Here is a 19207-nt window from a genome sequence, read left to right on the forward strand (position 1 = left end):
TATGAAACAAGCGATTTTATATATCGGCCACGGGAGCCGTCTGAAAAGAGCTCAAACAGAGGCAGCCGCTTTTTTGGAGAGCTGCAAAGAAACCATGTCCGCCCCCATTCAGGAAATTTCTTTTTTGGAACTGGTGGCACCGGATATCGAAACCGGTTTTAAAGCGTGTGTGGAAAAGGGCGCGACGCATATCGCGGCTGTGCCGCTTCTCCTCTTGACAGCCGCGCATGCCAAAAGGGACATCCCTGAGGAGCTTGCCCGCGTTTCTTCGCAGTATCCTTCCGTCAGCGTCGCTTACGGAAAGCCGATCGGCGTCGATCAGGAAGTCGTCAAAGCGGTTTTTACAAGGATCGAAGAAACGGGGACGCCATATGAACATGCAAGAGTCGTGGTGATCGGAAGGGGGAGCTCTGATCCGGATGTCAAACGGGATGTCAATGACATTTGCGAGCGGCTGAGAGACCTCGCGCCCGTTGACGAGGTCATTCCCTGCTTTATGACAGCCTGTGAACCGCACTATCAGGATGTGTTTAAACAGCTTAAAGAACGGGACGGAAAAACGACATTTATCGTACCGTATTTGCTGTTTACCGGTATGCTGATGAACGAGATTGAAAGGGAAACCGCCAAGCTGAAAGAAACCAATCCGGACGTCGTGCTGACGGATTACCTCGGCTTCCACCCTCATGTGAAAAATGCCTTTTTGCACCGCGTTGAGGAAGCGGTTATCAACAAAGCCGGCCGCTTTGATTTTACAGGAGCATCAGATGCTGCCGCTTCACATTAACATCAAAGGCAAATCCGCAGTCATTGCAGGCGGAGGGGAGATCGCGGCGCGGCGTCTGAAAACGGTGCTGGCAGAAGGTGCGTCTGCAACCGTCATCAGCCCCGAAGTATCAGAAGAGATGCTCGGATTGATCGAAGAGCACGGCATCGAATGGAAGAAGAAAAAAGCGGAACCCGGCGATTTCAAGGATGCATTTCTGATCATTCTCGCGACCGATGATCACGAGGTGAACAAGCGGATCGCCGCATCAGCTGCTCCTGATCAGCTTGTCAATGTTGCGAGTGAAGCGGAGCTTGGAAATGTATATGTTCCGAAAATAATCAACAGAGGAAACATCACCATATCCGTCTCGACAAACGGAGCCAGCCCGCGTCACACGATCAAACTGGCCGGACAGATTGATGATTTGATCGATGATGAGCTTGTCCAAGAGATCGACGAGCTTCTCCGTAAAAGAAGAGGCCTGAACCAGTGAGGTTCAGGCCTTTTAGCATTATTTTTTCAGCTTGATGATCAAGTCTTCGTCAGGTGTTACAAAAACGGTTTGCTGGCTGTCGTAGGTGACAAAACCGGGCTTTGCGCCATTCGGCTTTTTGACATGGCGTATTTTTGTATAGTCGACAGGAACCGAAGCCGAGTTTTTCGCTTTGCTGTAATAGGCAGCGATCTGCGCTGCTTCAAGGATGGTTTGCTCGTCCGGATCGCTCGATTGGATGACGACGTGCGACCCCGGAATATCTTTCGTGTGAAGCCAGATGTGGTCGCGGGCGGCAAGTTTCATCGTCAAATATTCGTTCTGCTTGTTGTTTTTGCCGACGAGAATCGTTTCTCCTGCGCTGGATTCGTATGTTTCGAGCGTCGGCGCCTGTTTCTTCTGTTTTTTCTGGCCTCCTTGCTGTTTGGCCCGCAAATACTTTCCTTCGGCGAGCTCTTCGCGGATTTCGGTTATATCTTTCGGAGAGGCAGACGAAAGCTGCTGAATCAGCTGGTCGAAATAAGCGATTTCCTCTTCTGCTAATCTGATCTGCTCCTTCACGACTTCCACCGAATTTTTCGCTTTTTGATATTTTGTAAAATAGCTTTGCGCGTTTTCGGAAGGCGTTTTATTCGGATTGAGCGGTATCGTGATTTCTCCGCCGTTTTCATCATAGTAGTTGATGACTCTCGCCGCTTTGTCTCCTTTTTTCAGCTGGTACAGGTTCGCTGTCAACAGCTCTCCGTACAGCTGAAAATCCTTCGCGTGTTCGGACTGCTCAAGCGTTTTTTTCAGCTTTTTGATTTTGTTTTCGTTCTTTTTCTTTTCGTTTGCCGCGAAACGCTCTAAATCATGAGCCTGCTGTTTGACGCGGTCTCGCTCCGCTTTTCCGAAATAGTAGCGGTCAAGAAGTTCGCTCAGCGTATGAAAGGGTTTGTTATCGCCTTTTATATGGGTCAGCTCAAGAAGGTAAAAATATTCTTTTCCATCTTCTGTCGTGATAAGCTGGGGCTGAAAACGCCGGTTTTTGATTTCGCTGAACATCTCTGTCAAGACGTTTGGCAGTGTCGCCCTGTTGGCAAGGCCCGCGCGAAAGACGGCTTCTTTCGCAAACAGAGGCGAGACGCCGGAAAAGGTATCGACGATCTGCCTGTCCAGTTTGCCTTCCTGGAAATTCAAATGGCGGAGAATATCTTCAGTTTCCGCTTCCAGCGGTGACAATTTGTTCTGGGCGGGAGGGAGAATGTAATCGTATCCCGGAAGCACGGTGCGGTAGCTGTTCACCGAAGGTGACAGGTGCTTCAAACTGTCGATGATGACATCTTTTTCTCCGTCGGTTAACACGATGTTGCTGTGCCTTCCCATGATTTCAACCATCAGCTTTCTTGTCAGCGTGTCGCCGATTTCGTTCCGGCTCCTGATATGAAAGACCATCATTCTGTCCATGCCGACTTGCTCGACTCGGTCGATAAAGCCGCCTTCCAGATGCTTCCGGAGGAGCATGCAGAACATCGGAGGGGTGCTCGGGTTGTCATAGGTTTCGTTTGTCAGGTGAACCCGCGCATAACTCGGGTGGGCGGAGAGCAGCAATTTGCGGTTCTGCCCGTTCGCTCTGATATGAAACACCAGCTCGTGCTTAAACGGCTGGTGGATTTTTGCGATTCGTCCGCCTCGAATCGTTTCATTTAATTCTTCGATCATTCCGTATGTAAAAATGCCGTCAAAAGACATATGAAAAACTCCCTTTTCTCGTTAATCCTCTTCGTAAAGCGTCTATTCAATAATTATAGCATGATTTGGGACGAGTCTGAATAAATTGACTTATAGAGATGGATATACCAAGAGCAACCTTTAGGGCAGGAGGAGTGGACGATTCAATGAAATGGCACGAGATGGGACAAACCGAATTGTTAAACATAACAAAAACGTCCATCGGCAAAGGTTTAACAGAAAAAGAGGCCGAAAAGCGGCTGGAAAGACACGGAACAAACGAACTTCAGGAAGGGGAAAAAACATCGGCGATCGCACTGTTTTTTTCTCAATTCAAGGACTTCATGGTTCTTGTTTTGCTTGCGGCCACGTTGATCTCTGGTTTCCTCGGGGAGTATATTGACGCCATCGCGATCATTGCGATCATCTTTGTAAACGGCATTCTCGGCTTCTTTCAGGAGAGACGAGCGGAAAGATCGCTCGAGGCTTTGAAGGAACTGTCGGCTCCTCAAGTGGCTGTGCTCCGGGAGGGGGAATGGGTAAAGATCCCTTCCAAAGAGCTCGTTCCGGGAGATGTTGTCCGTTTTGCAAGCGGAGACAGAATCGGCGCCGATCTCAGGCTTGTCGAGACAAAGAGCCTTGAAATAGAAGAATCGGCTCTTACGGGTGAATCGCTTCCCGTGTCTAAACAGGCAGAAGCTTTTCAGGCGTCCGACGTATCGCTGGGCGATCTGAAGAATATGGCTTTCATGGGAACGTTGGTCACAAGGGGGAGCGGCACCGGCGTCGTTATCGGCACGGGAATGAACTCTGCGATGGGAAAAATCGCCGATATGCTCGAATCTGCCGGGAATACGGCGACCCCGCTGCAAAGAAGGCTTGAAGAGCTCGGCAAAATTTTGATTGTCGCCGCTTTGTTCCTGACGCTGCTTGTCGTTGCTGCCGGAGTCATCCAGGGGCATGACCTATACAGCATGTTTTTAGCGGGCGTTTCCCTTGCCGTCGCTGCCATACCTGAAGGGTTGCCGGCCATTGTCACGGTCGCTCTGTCTCTCGGCGTACAGCGGATGATCAGGCAAAAGTCGATCGTCAGAAAGCTCCCCGCGGTTGAGACGCTCGGCTGCGCGTCCATAATTTGCTCCGATAAAACCGGGACGATGACGCAGAACAAAATGACGGTCACCCATGTCTGGTCAGGCGGGAAAACGTGGAACGTGTCAGGGATCGGCTACGAACCCGAAGGCTCCTTCACCATGAACGGGCGCGACGTGCAAGCCAGGCATCATAAACCGCTCCAACAGGTCCTTCTGTTCGGCGCATTATGCAATTCATCTTCGATTATCGAAAAAGACGGGGAGTTTCGTCTTGACGGCGATCCCACCGAAGGCGCTTTGCTGACGGCAGCACGAAAAGCGGGTTTTACGGACAGATATGTTGACGAACATTTTAAAATCATCGAGGAGTTTCCGTTTGATTCGACGCGGAAAATGATGTCTGTCATTGCGGAAGATAAGAGCGGCAAGCGCTTTGTCATCACAAAGGGCGCGCCTGATGTATTGATGAAGCGTTCGTCGCATACGCTGACGGACGAAAAGCGCGAAATCTTCACAAAGGCAAGACTCGCCGAAACAAGCGCGGCGCTGGAAACGCTTGCGTCCCAAGCGCTGAGGACGATTGCTGTCGCGTATAAACCGATCAAAGAAACAGAAAATCTCTCGCTCGAAAAAGCGGAGTCAGGCTTAACTTTCATCGGGCTGTTAGGGATGATCGATCCGCCGCGGCCCGAAGTGAAAACAGCGATTAAAGAGTGCCGGGAAGCGGGGATCAAAACAGTGATGATCACCGGCGATCATGTGATAACGGCAACAGCCATCGCAAAAGATCTCGGGTTATTGCCGCCGCGCGGAAAGGTCGTGGACGGCCAGATGCTGAACGAGCTCTCGCAGGAAGAATTGGCGGAAATTGTTGACGATGTTTACGTGTTTGCAAGGGTGTCGCCTGAACATAAGCTGAAGATCGTGACCGCCTACCAGGAAAACGGCCACATCGTCGCCATGACTGGAGACGGAGTCAATGATGCCCCTGCGATTAAACAGGCGGATATCGGCATTTCGATGGGGATTACGGGAACGGATGTTGCCAAGGAGGCATCATCGCTCATTCTTGTCGATGATAATTTTGCGACGATTAAATCGGCCATCAAGGAAGGACGCAATATCTATGAAAATATTAGAAAGTTCATCAGATATTTGCTCGCATCCAATGTCGGCGAAATTTTGGTCATGCTGTTTGCGATGCTGCTCGCTCTGCCGCTGCCGCTTGTTCCGATACAGATTCTATGGGTCAACCTTGTGACGGACGGCCTGCCTGCCATGGCGCTCGGCATGGATCAGCCTGAAGACGATGTGATGCAGAGGAAGCCGCGAAGTCCGAAAGAAGGCGTGTTTGCAAGGGGGCTCGGCTGGAAGGTCGTATCGCGCGGCTTTTTAATCGGAATTGCCACACTCGGGGCGTTTATGTTCATTTACAATCGCAACCCGGAAGCGCTTGAGTATGCTCAGACGGTCGCTTTTGCAACGCTCGTCCTTGCACAGCTGATCCATGTGTTCGACTGCCGGAGCGAGCGGTCTATCTTTGACCGCAATCCGTTTGAAAACATTTATTTGCTCGGCGCAGTATTGTCTTCGATTCTTTTAATGCTTGTCGTTATTTATTATCCGCCGCTGCAGCCGATTTTCCATACGGTTCCGATTTTAATGGCAGACTGGCTCCTGATTGTCGGAATGTCGGCGATTCCAACTTTTTTATTGGCCGGGTCACTTTTGACAAGAAAAAAATAGGCTTGTATGATATAATCTTAAAGGTAATAGAGGTTTCTATTGCCTTTTCATCTTGCGTAAATTTAAATCAAAGAAGTCTTTTTCACTTATACGGAATTGGGTGTGTTTTATGATACGGAGTATGACCGGTTTCGGCAGCGCGAGCAAAACGAAGGATGGGCTGACAGCAGCTGTTGAGCTGAAATCTGTCAACTATCGGTTTAAAGAAGTAAACGCACGCATGCCAAGACCTTTGCTCTATTTAGAAGACAAAATAAAGCAAACGATTTTTAAACATATACAAAGGGGGCGGCTGGAGCTGTTCGTGTCCGTTGACGACGAGGCTCTGGTCACCCGGAAAATCCAGGTTGACTGGCCGCTGCTTGAGGAGTACCAGAAAGCCGCGCGCGAAATGAAAGAGCGCTGCCGGCTTTCAGGAGAGATCACGCTTCAAGACGCCTTTCAGTTTGACCATGTCATCCAAGTTGAAGAAGAGACGATCCAAAACGACAAGCTTGAAGAAGTCCTTCTTGAAGCGGTCGAGGCTGCCGTTCTTGAATTATGCAGCATGCGCGAAGCAGAAGGGCTGAGGCTGAAGGATGACTGCCTTCAGCATATTGAAAGGCTTGAAAAGCTGACAGACGACATTGCAAAGCTTGCTCCCAAGGTCGTCGGCCACTATCGGGAACGCCTTGAGGCGCGCCTTGAAGAATGGTCAACAGACGGTCTCGATGAAAGCCGTCTGCTGACGGAAGTCGCACTGTTTGCAGACCGATCGGATATCACGGAAGAAGTGACGAGGCTGAAAAGCCATTTCCGCCAGTTCCGCGATATTTGCGAAGCGGGTGGGGCCGCGGGGAGAAAGCTCGACTTCCTCGTCCAGGAGCTGAACCGTGAAGCGAACACTATCGGTTCAAAAGCGAATGATCACCAGATCACAAAACATGTGGTCGAAATGAAAAGCTCTATTGAAAAAATAAAAGAACAAGTGCAAAATATAGAATAGCGATTGTGCGTATTGTTTACGGATGTTCTCTGCAGGTTAAACTAGAGACGTCCAAGTACAGGGGGAACGTATAGGATGACGATTAAACTGATCAATATCGGCTTTGGTAATATCATATCCGCGAATCGGCTGATCTCGATTGTGAGTCCGGAGTCCGCGCCTATTAAGCGGATGATCCAGGATGCCAGAGACCGCGGCATGCTTATAGATGCTACATATGGAAGAAGAACCCGTGCGGTTGTCATTATGGACAGTGACCATATCATCTTATCTGCCGTCCAGCCTGAGACAGTAGCACAAAGGCTTTCCGTTAAAGAAGAAATTATGGATGAAGGGCAGGGATAAGAGCTTTATGAAAGAAAGAGGTTTATTAATCGTTCTCTCCGGCCCTTCCGGCGTCGGAAAAGGAACAGTCAGGCAGGCGCTGTTTGCTCAGGAGGACACAAAATTTGAATATTCGATTTCGGTGACGACAAGAAAACCGCGGCAAGGCGAAAGAGACGGTGTCGACTACTTTTTTAAGACGCGCGAAGAGTTCGAAGAGATGATCGAGAACAACAAGCTGCTCGAATGGGCCGAATATGTCGGCAACTATTACGGAACACCCGTTGACTACGTCGAACAGACCCTTGAAAGTGGCAGGGACGTTTTTCTCGAAATTGAAGTCCAAGGTGCGCTGCAAGTCAGAAAGGCATTTCCTGAAGGCCTGTTTATCTTTTTGGCGCCTCCGAGTCTCGCCGAATTGAAAAACCGGATTGTCACAAGAGGGACAGAAACAGAAGCCCTGATCGAAAACCGGATGAAAGCGGCGAAGGAAGAAATCGAACTGATGGACGCCTACGATTATGTTGTCGAAAATGACAGCATTGAGCTTGCGTGCGCAAGAATCAAAGCAATCGTTCTCGCCGAACATTTACGGCGCGACCGCGTTGCTCCAAGATATAAGAAAATGCTGGAGGTTGAATAATTATGCTAGATCCGTCAATTGACTCTTTAATGAATAAACTGGATTCAAAATACACGCTCGTTACCGTATCGGCCCGACGCGCCCGCGAAATGCAGATCAACAAAGACGCGCAGATCGAAAATCCGAAGTCGCATAAATTTGTAGGCAAAGCGCTGGAAGAAATTGATGCCGGACTGCTTACATTCGAAAAGGAAAATCGCTAATAGCCTTAAAAATAGCAACCTATACACTAGGTTGTTATTTTTTTCAGGGCCGGCGAACAGAACATAAGGGGGAGAAAAAACGATGCTGAAAAATCGCAACATCCTGCTGGGAGTAAGCGGAGGAATCGCAGTATACAAAGCGGCCGCCTTGACGAGCAAGCTCGTACAGGCAGGAGCCAATGTGAAAGTCATCATGACAAAATCCGCCTGTGAATTTGTGTCTCCGCTCACCTTTCAAGCGCTTTCGCGCAATGAAGTATATACCAACACGTTCGAAGAACCGAATCCCCGTGTCATCGCCCATATCGATGCCGCGGATTGGGCGGATCTTGTGATCGTTGCTCCGGCAACGGCCAATGTGATCGGAAAACTCGCTTCAGGCATTGCCGATGACATGCTGACGACGACGCTTTTAGCGACGACTGCGCCGGTTTGGATCGCTCCGGCCATGAACGTCCATATGTACGACCACCCGGCTGTTCAGCGGAACATCAGCGTTCTTTACAAAGACGGCTGCCGGTTTATCGAGCCGAGTGAAGGCTACCTTGCGTGCGGCTATATCGGCAAAGGCAGACTTGAAGAGCCCGAACGGATCGTCCAGTTGGCCGAGTCGTATTTTTTAAACGAAAACAGCGGTTTGCTTGAAGGAAAGCGTGTCTTAATTACAGCGGGCCCGACAAGAGAACAAATCGATCCCGTCCGCTTTTTCTCCAACCGTTCGACAGGGAAAATGGGCTATGCTTTCGCTGAGGAAGCGGCGAAAATGGGAGCGTGCGTAACGCTGATTGCCGGCCCGACATCGCTTGATGATCCCGCAGGAGTTGACGTTATTCATGTTCAGTCTGCAGAAGATATGTATCAAGCGGCTTTATCTGTTTTCGATGAGAGCGACATCGTCATCAAAACGGCAGCTGTCGCTGATTACAGGCCAAAGCATATTCACGATCAAAAAATGAAGAAAAAGGACGGCGGTCTCGTCATTGAGCTTGAGCGGACGAAGGATATTTTAAAAGCGCTGGGAGAACGGAAAACAAAGCAAGTCTTGGTCGGCTTTGCAGCTGAAACGCAGCACGTCGAAGACTATGCCAAACAAAAGCTGGAGAAAAAAAATCTCGATCTGATTGTCGCCAACAATATCACGGCCGAAGGCGCCGGTTTTGGAACGGAAACCAACATCGTGACGGTGTTTCACCGAGACGGTAAAAAGACGGCGCACCCTCTGATGTCAAAACGGGAGGTTGCCGCCGAAGTCTTGAAGGAAGCCGCTGAGCTTGCCGGCCGGAGCGGAACGTCCTCATGAATTTCGCTGAAGTGATCGTCGATGTTACAACCAAAAATATCGACAGACCGTTTGACTACCGCATTCCCGACAAATTCAAAGGGATGATTAAAAAAGGGATGCGCGTGATTGTTCCGTTCGGCGCCCGCAAAATCCAGGGATTTGTCACCGGCGTGAAAGAATCGTCTGAGCTCGCCGGCCGTTCGGTTAAGGATATCCAGGATATCCTTGATCTGACGCCCGTTTTGACGGAGGAGCTGCTTGAGCTGTCAGATTGGCTGACAGAAAAAACACTTTCTTTTAAAATTACGGCTCTTCAGGCGATGCTCCCCGCGGCTATGAAAGCAAAATACGGCAAAGAAATCAAGGTGATCGGTGATAAGCCGCTTCCCGAACCGCTTAAAACCCTGTTCTTGCAAAAAGAAACACTTTCTTATTCCGATATAGATGACCATGGGACATTAAAGCTGATTCAGCGCCAGGTTCAAGAGGGCAACCTTGAAGTGGCCTATAAAGTAAAGCAGAAAACAAACAAAAAAACGCGGAGAATGATCGCTCCCCTTTGTGCGAAAGAACATTTAAAAGAAGCGCTTGACAGCCTCTCCCCGCAAGCTGTCAAACAAAAAGCGGTCCTTCAGTTTTTCATCGACCGCAAAGAATCCGGTGCTGTTCCGGCAAAAGAGCTGATCGGCAAAACGGGAGGCTCTTCCGCGTCCGTAAAAGCGCTGATCGACAAGGGGCTGTTAAAGGAAAGCGAAGAGGAGGTTTACAGGGATCCTTATCAGGACAGAATGTTCAAAAAAACCGAACCGCTTCCGCTGACTGAAGAGCAGGCGCAGGCCTATGAGGCGATAGCAGAGGCGATCGAAGACAAGCGGCACGATGTGTTTCTTCTTCACGGAGTGACCGGAAGCGGAAAAACGGAAGTCTATCTGCAATCGATCGAAAAGGTGCTGGAAGCCGGCAAAGAAGCGATCGTTCTCGTTCCGGAAATTTCGCTGACGCCGCAGATGGTCAACCGCTTTAAAGGCCGCTTTGGCTCACAGGTAGCCGTCCTGCACAGCGGGCTTTCAACAGGAGAAAAATATGATGAATGGCGGAAAATCCACCGCAAAGAAGTCCGGCTTGTCGTCGGGGCGCGCTCGGCGATTTTCGCGCCGTTTGAAAATCTCGGCATGATTATTATCGATGAAGAGCACGAAACATCGTACAAGCAGGAAGAGATGCCGAGATACCATGCGAAAGAAGCGGCGATTCAAAGGGCCGAATACCACCGCTGTCCTGTCGTCCTCGGCAGTGCGACGCCGACGCTCGAATCGTTCGCAAGGGCGAAAAAAGGCGTGTACAAGCTTCTTTCCCTCAAGCACCGCGTCAATCACCAAGTCATGCCTGACGTGTCTCTCGTCGATATGAGGGAGGAACTGCGCAGCGGAAACCGCTCGATGTTTTCCAAAGACTTAATGGCCGGACTTGAGGAAACCCTTGAAAAAGGAGAGCAGGCCGTTCTGTTTTTAAACAAAAGGGGATATTCCTCATTTGTCATGTGCAGGGACTGCGGATATGTCATCCAGTGCCCTCATTGCGAAATCTCGTTGACGTACCACAGGTATGGACAGCGTCTGAAGTGCCATTACTGCGGCTATGAAACCGGCATGCCGTCAAGCTGCCCCGAATGCGGAAGCGAGCATATCCGCTACTTTGGCACAGGCACACAGCGGGTCGAAGAAGAATTGACGAAGGTACTGCCGGCTGCAAGGGTGATCCGCATGGACGTCGATACAACCTCGAGAAAAGGAGCGCATGAAAAGCTGCTCACATCCTTTGGCAAAGGTGAAGCCGATATTCTGCTCGGAACACAGATGATCGCCAAAGGGCTCGATTTTGAAAACGTCACGCTCGTCGGTGTTTTGAGCGCGGATACGATGCTGCACATCCCCGATTTCAGAGCCGCTGAAAAAACGTTCCAGCTGATGACACAGGTGAGCGGAAGAGCGGGGCGCCACGAAAAGCCGGGCAAGGTGATCATTCAGACGTACACCCCGTCCCATTACAGCATTCAGCTCACGAAAACGCACGATTATGAAACGTTCTTCCGGCAGGAGATGCTGCACAGAAGGGAACAGGCCTATCCTCCCTATTATTATTTGGCGCTCGTCAGCGTATCGCACGAAGAAGTGACGAAGGCGGCGCTCGTGACTGAAAAAATCGCCAACTATTTAAAAAAGAACATTTCAAGCGAGGCGAAGATTCTCGGCCCAGTCGCATCGCCGATCGCCAGGATCAAAGATAGATATCGCTATCAATGCGTGATAAAATACAAACAGGAAAACCAGCTTACATCGTTGCTTAAAAACATTATGGATCATTACAAACGAGATATTGAACAAAAGCAATTGATGATTTCGATCGACATGAATCCATATATGATGATGTAAAAATAACAGTGTGATGGAGGGCTTCTAGATTGGCAGTAAAACCGATCGTAACGTATCCGGCGGAGGTTCTTGAAACCCCTGCCGAACCCGTTGCGTCTTTTGATAAATCATTAAAGAAACTGCTCGACAATATGTATGATACGATGCTTGAGCTGGACGGAGTCGGGCTTGCCGCCCCGCAAATCGGCGTTTTAAAAAGAGCGGCAGTCGTCGATATCGGCGATGACACGGGCAGAATTGAACTGGTCAACCCGGAGGTCATCGAAGAGAGCGGCGAACAGACGGGCCCTGAAGGCTGTTTGAGCTTTCCCGATCTATACGGTGAAGTGAAGCGTTCGGATTATGTAAAGGTCAAGGCGTTCGACCGCCGCGGAAAACCGTTCACGATTGAAGCTGAAGGCTTTTTGGCGCGGGCGCTGCTGCATGAAATCGACCATTTGGACGGTATTTTATTCACATCAAAAGTTACGCGCTATTATGATGCGGAAGAACTTGAGGAAATGGAAGGATGATTGGATGACAAGGATCGTTTTTATGGGAACGCCGGATTTTTCCGTCCCGGTGCTCAGCACATTGATTGATGACGGCTATGAGGTGGTGGGTGTCGTCACCCAGCCTGACCGCCCGAAAGGCAGAAAAAAAGTGATGACCCCTCCGCCTGTCAAGGAGGAAGCGCTGCGCCGCGGCATTCCCGTGCTCCAGCCTGAAAAAGTGAGGGAAGATGCGGAGACGGACAGGATTTTGGCGCTTGAACCCGATCTAATTGTAACCGCGGCATTCGGGCAGATCCTGCCGAAAAAGCTCCTCGATTATCCGAAATACGGCTGTATCAATGTCCATGCCTCTCTTCTGCCCGAGCTGCGCGGAGGAGCTCCGATCCATTACGCCATTCTGGAAGGCAAAGAGAAAACGGGCGTGACGATCATGTACATGGTCGAAAAATTGGATGCAGGCGATATGCTTGCCAAAGTCGAAGTTGACATCGAAGAAACCGATAATGTCGGCACGCTCCACGACAAGCTGAGCAAGGCCGGGGCTGAGCTTCTTTCCGAAACGGTTCCGAAGGTCATTGACGGTTCGGCAACCCCTGAAAAACAGGATGAACGGGAAGCGACATATGCGCCGAACATTAAACGCGAACAGGAACTGATCGACTGGTCAAAGCCCGGCGAAGTCCTGTACAACCAAGTCAGGGGCTTGAATCCTTGGCCTGTCGCATACACGGTTTTAAGCGGCCAGACGCTGAAAGTATGGGCTGCGAAAAAATGCGAAGCCTTAAAACAGGCAGAGCCGGGAGAAATCGTCTCCGTTGAAAAAGACGGCATTGTCGTCGCTACCGGAAATGGCACCGCGTTAAAATTAACGGAAGTGCAGCCTGCGGGCAAAAAAAGAATGAAGGCCGAAGATTTTGTCAGGGGAGCGGGTCTTCAAGCCGGAATGAAATTGGGTCATAGCGATGAAAAATAATGTGAGGGAAGTCGCGCTTGATGCACTGATTAAGCTTGACCAGAATCAGGCATACAGCAATCTTTTGCTTCAGTCTGTCATGAAAGCGAACGATTTAAGCGACAAAGACAGAGGCCTTTTGACAGAACTCGTTTACGGCACCCTTCAAAACAAGCTGGCGCTCGATTATATGCTGAAGCCGTTTATTAAAAAACCGGAAAAAGTGAAAGACTGGGTCATCCATCTGTTGAGAATGTCGCTGTACCAGATGGAATACCTGGAGAAAATCCCTGACCGGGCCGCCCTTTTTGAAGCTGTTGAAATCGCTAAAAAACGCGGGCATAAAGGAATTTCTTCATTTGTTAACGGCGTTCTGCGCTCTGTTCAGAGAGAAGGCGTGCCTTCTTTTGCTGATATTGCCGACCCGGTTGAACGCCTTGCGGTTGAGACAAGCCATCCGGAATGGCTTGTCAGGGAATGGACCGATGCCTACGGGTTCGAAGCGGCAGAACAAATCTGCCGGATTCACATGATCCCGCCGAAGCAGACGATCCGCGTCAACAGGCTGAAACACGACCGGGATACGCTTCTTTCCCGCCTGAATGAAGCGGGGATTGAGGCGGAAGAAGGCGACTTGTCCGAAGACGCTGTCAAACTGCAAAAAGGAACGATTGCGTCCACTCCTTTTTTCAAAGAAGGCGAAGTCACCATACAAGATGAAAGCTCAATGCTGGTAGCGCGAGCCCTCGGTCCTGAGCGGGGAGAAACGGTGCTGGACGCCTGCGCAGCGCCGGGAGGAAAATCCACTCATATCGGCGAACTGCTCGAAGATACGGGAAAGATCATTTCCCTTGACCTTCATCAGCATAAAGTAAAGCTGATCAAAGAAGCGGCAGGCCGGATCGGGCTTTCCAACATTGAAGCAAGGGCGCTGGATGCCAGAAAAGCCGGCGAAGCCTTCGAACCGGAGCAGTTTGACCGGATTCTCGTCGACGCTCCGTGTTCGGGCTTCGGTGTCATCCGCAGAAAACCGGATCTCAAATACAGCAAAACGCCCGAAGACAGCGCGCGTCTCGCTGGGATTCAGCTGGCGATTTTAAACGAAATCGCACCTTTATTGAAAACAGACGGGACATTGGTCTACAGCACATGCACAATGGACCCGACCGAAAATGAACAAGTCATGCATGCTTTTTTGAAAGAACACGATGAATTTGAAGCAGACCCCACCCTCGCCGAGCGGCTGCCCGAAAAAGCGGCGCCGTATGTCAAGGATGGAAGCATTCAAATCCTTCCCCACTACTTCGGAACGGACGGCTTCTTTATTTGCAGCATGAGAAAGAAGGGATCACAATAATGGAATCGAAACAAAAAGTAAGAAAAGAATTGCGGACAGAAAGACCGTCCATCTATTCTTTTGAAATAGAAGAACTGAAAAGCTGGCTTTCGGAAAACGGCGAAAAGCCTTTCCGCGCCGCGCAAATATTCGAATGGCTTTACGAAAAGAGAGTCACGTCATTTGAAAAGATGACAAACCTTTCAAAAGAGCTGCGGACAAAGCTGAACGAGCATTTCGTATTAACGACACTGAAAACGGCCGTCAAGCAGACTTCACAAGATGGAACAATGAAGTTTTTATTTGAGCTTCATGACGGCTACACGATCGAAACCGTATTAATGCGGCACGAATATGGCAATTCTGTTTGTGTAACGACACAGGTGGGCTGCCGAATCGGCTGTACGTTTTGCGCGTCGACCCTCGGCGGCTTAAAGCGGAACCTGGAAGCCGGAGAGATCGTCGCCCAGGTTGTCAAAGTGCAGCAGGCGCTTGATGAAACAGATGAACGCGTCAGTTCCATCGTCATTATGGGAATCGGCGAGCCGTTCGATAATTTTCAGGAAATGCTTGCATTCCTGAAAATCGTCAACCATGATAAAGGGCTGAATATCGGGGCGCGCCATATCACCGTATCAACGAGCGGGATCATTCCGAAAATCTATGAGTTTGCAGACGAGAAGCTGCAGATCAACTTTGCGATTTCTCTGCACGCCCCGAACACTGAGATCAGAAGCCGGCTGATGCCGATCAACAGAGCCTACAAGCTGCCGGAGCTGATGAAAGCGGTCGATTACTACATTAAGAAAACCGGCAGAAGGGTTACGTTTGAATACGGGCTTTTCGGCGGTGTTAACGATCAGGTTGAACACGCGGAAGAGCTGGCTGAATTGCTAAAAGGAATCAAATGCCACGTCAACTTGATTCCGGTCAACTATGTACCTGAACGAGACTATGTCAGAACACCGAAAGAACAGATTTTCGCCTTTGAAAAAACATTAAAGTCTCATGGAGTAAATGTCACGATCAGAAGAGAGCAAGGCCATGATATTGACGCTGCCTGCGGACAGCTTCGTGCAAAGGAGCGCCAGGAAGAGACGAGGTGAATCAAGGTTGAAAACAGCCTTAAAAACGGACAGGGGAAAAATACGCCAGCACAATGAAGACGATGCCGGCATTTTCACAGAAAAAAACGGACTGGTTTTAGCTGTTGTCTGCGATGGAATGGGAGGTCATCTGGCCGGCGACGTTGCCAGCAGGATGGCCGTCTCAGCCCTTCGGGATATCTGGGAGGAAACCGAAGAAGTCCCGGCTTCGCCGGCTGAATGCGAAGCTTGGCTGAAAGAGCAGATTTCAGCCGTCAACCAAAAACTTTTCGACCATGCGAGGGCGCATGAAGAGTGCCAGGGAATGGGAACAACGGTCGTCTGCGCTTTATACACGGGAAAAACGCTGACAGTCGCCCATATCGGAGACAGCCGCTGCTATCTCCTGCAAGGCGGCCATTTCATACAGCTGACGGAAGATCACTCGCTTGTCAATGAACTCGTGCGGACAGGGGGGATTTCGAAGGAAGATGCCGAACACCATCCGCGGAAGAACGTGCTGACAAAAGCGCTTGGCACTGATCCGGAAGTGAAGGTTGAAGCCCATACTTTTGAAATCGAACCGGGCGATCAAGTTCTATTATGCTCTGACGGGCTGACGAATAAAGTAGACGATGAGTCACTGAAGGATATGCTTACAGCTCTTTCTTCTGCGGAGGAGAAAGCGGAACAGCTCGTTCAGCTGGCCAATGACAACGGCGGCGAGGACAATATCACCGTCGCGCTATTGGAACTTCCTTCTCAAATAGAAGAAGGTGAAGACAAGTGTTAATCGGCAGACGGATCAGCGGACGTTACGAAATCCTGCGCGCCATCGGCGGCGGGGGGATGGCGAACGTTTATTTAGCGCTGGACATCATCCTCGACCGTGAAGTCGCGATAAAAGTGCTGCGGTTTGACTTCGTTCACGATGCCGATTTTATCAGGCGGTTCAGAAGGGAAGCGCAGTCCGCTGCAAGCCTCGACCACCCGAATATCGTCAGCATTTATGATGTCGGAGAAGAAGATGACATCTATTATATCGTGATGGAGTATGTCGAGGGGATGACCCTGAAAGAATACATAAACCGAACAGGCCCGCTTCATCCAAAAGAAGCGGTCCAAATCATGGAGCAGATCGTATCCGCCATCGCACACGCTCATGATAACCAGATTGTTCACCGGGATATTAAGCCCCACAACATTTTGATCGACCATATGGGCCACATTAAAGTGACCGATTTCGGCATCGCCATGGCGCTCAGTTCGACGACCATCACGCACACCAACTCGGTTTTGGGCTCTGTCCATTATTTGTCGCCCGAACAGGCGAGAGGCGGATTGTCTACGAAAAAATCCGATATCTACTCGCTCGGCATCGTGCTTTTCGAGCTGCTGACGGCGCGTATGCCGTTTGAAGGAGAATCGGCGGTCAGCATCGCGCTGAAGCATCTGCAATCAGAAACGCCGTCGGTGAAAAGGTGGAACCCGGCTGTGCCGCAAAGCATAGAAAACATCGTCCTGAAAGCGATGGCAAAAGATCCATTCCACCGCTATGAAGCGGCCGAAGAGATGGAATCCGATTTAAAAACGGCTTTCGACCCGGACAGGCTCAACGAAAAGCGATTCACGATTCCAGCTGATGATGAGATGACGAAAGCTGTTCCGATCATCAAAAACCTGCCGGAAGACGAGAGCGGTGACAAGTCCGGCGACGGAGAAGCGGAAGCGGCTCCGTTATCAAAGAAAGAAAAGAAGAAGCAGGCAAAAGCAAACAAGAAGAAAAAAAGAAAGAAATGGCCGCTTATATTGCTGACGGTGTTTTTCGTTCTCGTTGTGTCAGCCGTCTTGGCTTTGACGGTGTTTCCGTCGCTCTTTATTCCAAAAGATGTAGCCGTTCCCGATGTAGCAGGCCTTGAGTATGAAGAAGCCGTCATCAAGCTTGAAGACGAAGGGTTTGAAGTGGATCCGAATGCTGAAGACATTGCCGACGATAAAATTGAAGAAGGGCTGATCGTGAAAACGGACCCTGCAGCCGGCGATATCGTAAAGGAAGGCTCAACTGTCAAGCTTTATAAAAGCTCAGGTAAAGAGAAAACAGAAGTGGAAGATGTGGTCGGCCAGAAAGTCGACGCCGCCAAAAAGCTTCTCGAGCAAAAGGGCTTTAAAAACATCAAGACAGAAGAAGTGCACCATGAAGAAGAAGCAGGCACCATCATCGAACAGGACCCCGCAGCCGGCACCGAAATCGTTGCCGCCGACGACGAGATCAAATTAACGGTCAGCCTCGGTCCGGAAGCCATTACTTTAAGGGATTTAAAAACATACAGCAAACAGGCGGCTTCGGGCTATTTGGACGACCATCAGCTTGTCCTTGTCGAAAAGGAGGCGCATTCTGAAGATGTGCCGGAAGGTCAGGTCATCAAACAAAAGCCGGGGGCGGGGGCATCCGTCAAGCCGGGAGACAAAGTCGAGGTTACGTTTTCGCTCGGACCTGAGAAAAAACCCGTCAAAACGGTGACCGAGAAAATTGATATTCCTTATGAACCGGGAGCGGAGGGCGAAGAACAAAACGTCCAAATTTCGATCGATGATGAAGAACACAGCATTTCCGACGTCTATGAAAATTTTAAAATCACGGCGCCGGCAGAGCGGACGATCAAATTCAGGATTGCGCCCGGGCAAAAAGGGTATTATCAAGTAACGATCAACGATAAAGTAGTCAGGTCAAAAACGATTGAATATCCTGAGGATGAATAAGGGAGGTGCGATATGCCTGAGGGCAAAATCATTAAAGCATTAAGCGGATTTTACTATGTTTTGGATGGTGATCAGATCATTCAGTGCAGGGGAAGAGGGGTTTTCAGAAAAAATAAAATCACTCCTCTCGTCGGCGACGATGTCGTCTACCAGGCCGATAACGATAAAGAAGGCTACATTCTCGAGATTAAAGACAGATTCAATGAATTGGTCAGACCTCCGATCAGCAACGTGGATCAGGCGGTTCTCGTGTTTTCGGCAAAAGAGCCGACATTCAGCACGTCGCTATTGGATCGTTTTTTAGTGCTGGTTGAGGCAGGTGGCATCAGGCCGATCATATGCATTACGAAAATGGACCTCGTGGATGATGACGCGCTCAAAGAGCGGATTCACCAATATGCCGAAGACTACCGGAACATTGGGTACAGCGTCTATACGACATCGATGAAAAACGGAAGCGGCATCGAAGACATCGTCTCCCATTTTCAAGACAAAATCACCGTATTCGCCGGCCAGTCCGGCGTGGGCAAGTCTTCGCTTTTAAATGCGATCAGCCCCGACCTTGAACTGAAAACCGCCGGGATTTCCGCCCACTTGGGAAGGGGAAAGCATACGACCCGCCATGTGGAGCTGATCGATATAAACGGCGGGCTCGTCGCCGACACCCCGGGCTTCAGCTCGCTTGAGTTTGCCGGTATTGAAGCTGAAGATTTAGGGTCTGCGTTTTTGGAAATCAGCGAAAAAAGCGCCGAATGCAAGTTCCGCGGGTGCCTGCATATGAAAGAGCCGAACTGCGCCGTCAAACGCGCCGTGGAAAATGGTGAAATCGCCCAGTATCGCTACGACCATTATGTTGAATTTTTAACAGAGATCAAAGACAGAAAGCCGAGGTATTAAGA

General features: G+C 50.0%; 17 protein-coding genes. 16 read left to right on the top strand and 1 reads right to left on the bottom strand.

Features of this window, described 5'->3' with window-relative positions; all coding sequences use genetic code 11:
• Window position 1: 1 nt before the first annotated feature.
• Entirely contained in the window at window positions 2-787 is a 786-nt protein-coding gene (locus tag MHB72_RS09350; RefSeq protein WP_216920552.1) for a sirohydrochlorin chelatase, read from the top strand.
• Complete coding sequence (locus tag MHB72_RS09355; protein WP_020451340.1) at window positions 768-1262, top strand: precorrin-2 dehydrogenase/sirohydrochlorin ferrochelatase family protein; 495 nt, start codon at window positions 768-770, stop codon at window positions 1260-1262. Before MHB72_RS09350 ends, MHB72_RS09355 begins: the two co-directional genes overlap by 20 nt.
• Before the next feature lie 18 nt (window positions 1263-1280).
• Here MHB72_RS09355 and MHB72_RS09360 read toward each other — a convergent pair whose 3' ends face one another.
• Window positions 1281-2993 carry an Rqc2 family fibronectin-binding protein gene (locus MHB72_RS09360; protein ID WP_020451341.1) on the bottom strand — a complete coding sequence of 571 codons (1713 nt, stop codon included), beginning with the start codon at window positions 2991-2993 and terminating at the stop codon, window positions 1281-1283.
• Between the two features lie 146 nt (window positions 2994-3139).
• Between MHB72_RS09360 and MHB72_RS09365 the strand changes: the two genes are divergently transcribed.
• The 14 genes from MHB72_RS09365 (at window position 3140) to rsgA (ending at window position 19205) form a co-directional block, all read left to right on the top strand.
• Window positions 3140-5812, top strand: coding sequence for a calcium-translocating P-type ATPase, SERCA-type (locus tag MHB72_RS09365; protein WP_020451342.1), 2673 nt, complete (start codon window positions 3140-3142; stop codon window positions 5810-5812).
• Between the two features lie 109 nt (window positions 5813-5921).
• Entirely contained in the window at window positions 5922-6797 is an 876-nt protein-coding gene (locus MHB72_RS09370; RefSeq protein WP_216920554.1) for a YicC/YloC family endoribonuclease, read from the top strand.
• A 75-nt stretch (window positions 6798-6872) separates the two neighbouring features.
• Window positions 6873-7142, top strand: a complete 270-nt coding sequence (gene remA / locus MHB72_RS09375; protein ID WP_003181657.1) for an extracellular matrix/biofilm regulator RemA — start codon at window positions 6873-6875, stop codon at window positions 7140-7142.
• Window positions 7143-7149: 7 nt separating this feature from the next.
• Complete coding sequence (gene gmk / locus MHB72_RS09380; RefSeq protein WP_216920556.1) at window positions 7150-7764, top strand: guanylate kinase; 615 nt, start codon at window positions 7150-7152, stop codon at window positions 7762-7764.
• Window positions 7765-7766: 2 nt separating this feature from the next.
• Complete coding sequence (gene rpoZ, locus MHB72_RS09385) at window positions 7767-7967, top strand: DNA-directed RNA polymerase subunit omega (RefSeq protein WP_020451344.1); 201 nt, start codon at window positions 7767-7769, stop codon at window positions 7965-7967.
• 82 nt (window positions 7968-8049) lie between these two features.
• Window positions 8050-9267: a bifunctional phosphopantothenoylcysteine decarboxylase/phosphopantothenate--cysteine ligase CoaBC gene (gene coaBC / locus MHB72_RS09390; RefSeq protein ID WP_020451345.1), complete on the top strand. Its 1218-nt coding sequence runs from the start codon at window positions 8050-8052 to the stop codon at window positions 9265-9267.
• The gene (priA, locus tag MHB72_RS09395; RefSeq protein WP_103749015.1) at window positions 9264-11681 is read left to right on the top strand and encodes a primosomal protein N'; all 2418 of its coding nucleotides are present in this window, start codon (window positions 9264-9266) and stop codon (window positions 11679-11681) included. Before coaBC ends, priA begins: the two co-directional genes overlap by 4 nt.
• Before the next feature lie 29 nt (window positions 11682-11710).
• The gene (gene def, locus MHB72_RS09400) at window positions 11711-12193 is read left to right on the top strand and encodes a peptide deformylase (RefSeq protein WP_020451347.1); all 483 of its coding nucleotides are present in this window, start codon (window positions 11711-11713) and stop codon (window positions 12191-12193) included.
• A gap of 4 nt (window positions 12194-12197) precedes the next feature.
• Entirely contained in the window at window positions 12198-13148 is a 951-nt protein-coding gene (gene fmt, locus MHB72_RS09405) for a methionyl-tRNA formyltransferase (RefSeq protein ID WP_020451348.1), read from the top strand.
• Window positions 13138-14484, top strand: coding sequence for a 16S rRNA (cytosine(967)-C(5))-methyltransferase RsmB (rsmB, locus tag MHB72_RS09410; RefSeq protein WP_020451349.1), 1347 nt, complete (start codon window positions 13138-13140; stop codon window positions 14482-14484). The genes fmt and rsmB overlap by 11 nt, the downstream gene beginning before the upstream one ends.
• Window positions 14484-15569, top strand: a complete 1086-nt coding sequence (rlmN, locus tag MHB72_RS09415; protein WP_020451350.1) for a 23S rRNA (adenine(2503)-C(2))-methyltransferase RlmN — start codon at window positions 14484-14486, stop codon at window positions 15567-15569. Before rsmB ends, rlmN begins: the two co-directional genes overlap by 1 nt.
• Before the next feature lie 7 nt (window positions 15570-15576).
• Window positions 15577-16341 carry a Stp1/IreP family PP2C-type Ser/Thr phosphatase gene (locus MHB72_RS09420; protein WP_026579742.1) on the top strand — a complete coding sequence of 255 codons (765 nt, stop codon included), beginning with the start codon at window positions 15577-15579 and terminating at the stop codon, window positions 16339-16341.
• Window positions 16335-18308 carry a Stk1 family PASTA domain-containing Ser/Thr kinase gene (pknB, locus tag MHB72_RS09425; protein ID WP_023857224.1) on the top strand — a complete coding sequence of 658 codons (1974 nt, stop codon included), beginning with the start codon at window positions 16335-16337 and terminating at the stop codon, window positions 18306-18308. Before MHB72_RS09420 ends, pknB begins: the two co-directional genes overlap by 7 nt.
• Window positions 18309-18320: 12 nt before the next feature.
• Window positions 18321-19205 (top strand): ribosome small subunit-dependent GTPase A, encoded by an 885-nt coding sequence (gene rsgA, locus MHB72_RS09430; protein ID WP_075213237.1) that lies wholly within the window; start codon window positions 18321-18323, stop codon window positions 19203-19205.
• Window positions 19206-19207 lie beyond the last annotated feature (2 nt).

The sequence above is a fragment of the Bacillus sp. FSL K6-1284 genome, from assembly GCF_038002625.1.
GTDB classification, from domain to species: Bacteria; Bacillota; Bacilli; order Bacillales; family Bacillaceae; genus Bacillus; species Bacillus paralicheniformis.

Coding starts and splice junctions, on each gene's coding strand:
- MHB72_RS09350 (WP_216920552.1), top strand. CDS start 2: ATGAAACAAGCGATTTTATATATCGGCCACGGGAGCCGTCTGAAAAGA.
- MHB72_RS09355 (WP_020451340.1), top strand. CDS start 768: ATGCTGCCGCTTCACATTAACATCAAAGGCAAATCCGCAGTCATTGCA.
- MHB72_RS09360 (WP_020451341.1), bottom strand. CDS start 2,993: ATGTCTTTTGACGGCATTTTTACATACGGAATGATCGAAGAATTAAAT.
- MHB72_RS09365 (WP_020451342.1), top strand. CDS start 3,140: ATGAAATGGCACGAGATGGGACAAACCGAATTGTTAAACATAACAAAA.
- MHB72_RS09370 (WP_216920554.1), top strand. CDS start 5,922: ATGATACGGAGTATGACCGGTTTCGGCAGCGCGAGCAAAACGAAGGAT.
- remA (WP_003181657.1), top strand. CDS start 6,873: ATGACGATTAAACTGATCAATATCGGCTTTGGTAATATCATATCCGCG.
- gmk (WP_216920556.1), top strand. CDS start 7,150: ATGAAAGAAAGAGGTTTATTAATCGTTCTCTCCGGCCCTTCCGGCGTC.
- rpoZ (WP_020451344.1), top strand. CDS start 7,767: ATGCTAGATCCGTCAATTGACTCTTTAATGAATAAACTGGATTCAAAA.
- coaBC (WP_020451345.1), top strand. CDS start 8,050: ATGCTGAAAAATCGCAACATCCTGCTGGGAGTAAGCGGAGGAATCGCA.
- priA (WP_103749015.1), top strand. CDS start 9,264: ATGAATTTCGCTGAAGTGATCGTCGATGTTACAACCAAAAATATCGAC.
- fmt (WP_020451348.1), top strand. CDS start 12,198: ATGACAAGGATCGTTTTTATGGGAACGCCGGATTTTTCCGTCCCGGTG.
- rsmB (WP_020451349.1), top strand. CDS start 13,138: ATGAAAAATAATGTGAGGGAAGTCGCGCTTGATGCACTGATTAAGCTT.
- rlmN (WP_020451350.1), top strand. CDS start 14,484: ATGGAATCGAAACAAAAAGTAAGAAAAGAATTGCGGACAGAAAGACCG.
- rsgA (WP_075213237.1), top strand. CDS start 18,321: ATGCCTGAGGGCAAAATCATTAAAGCATTAAGCGGATTTTACTATGTT.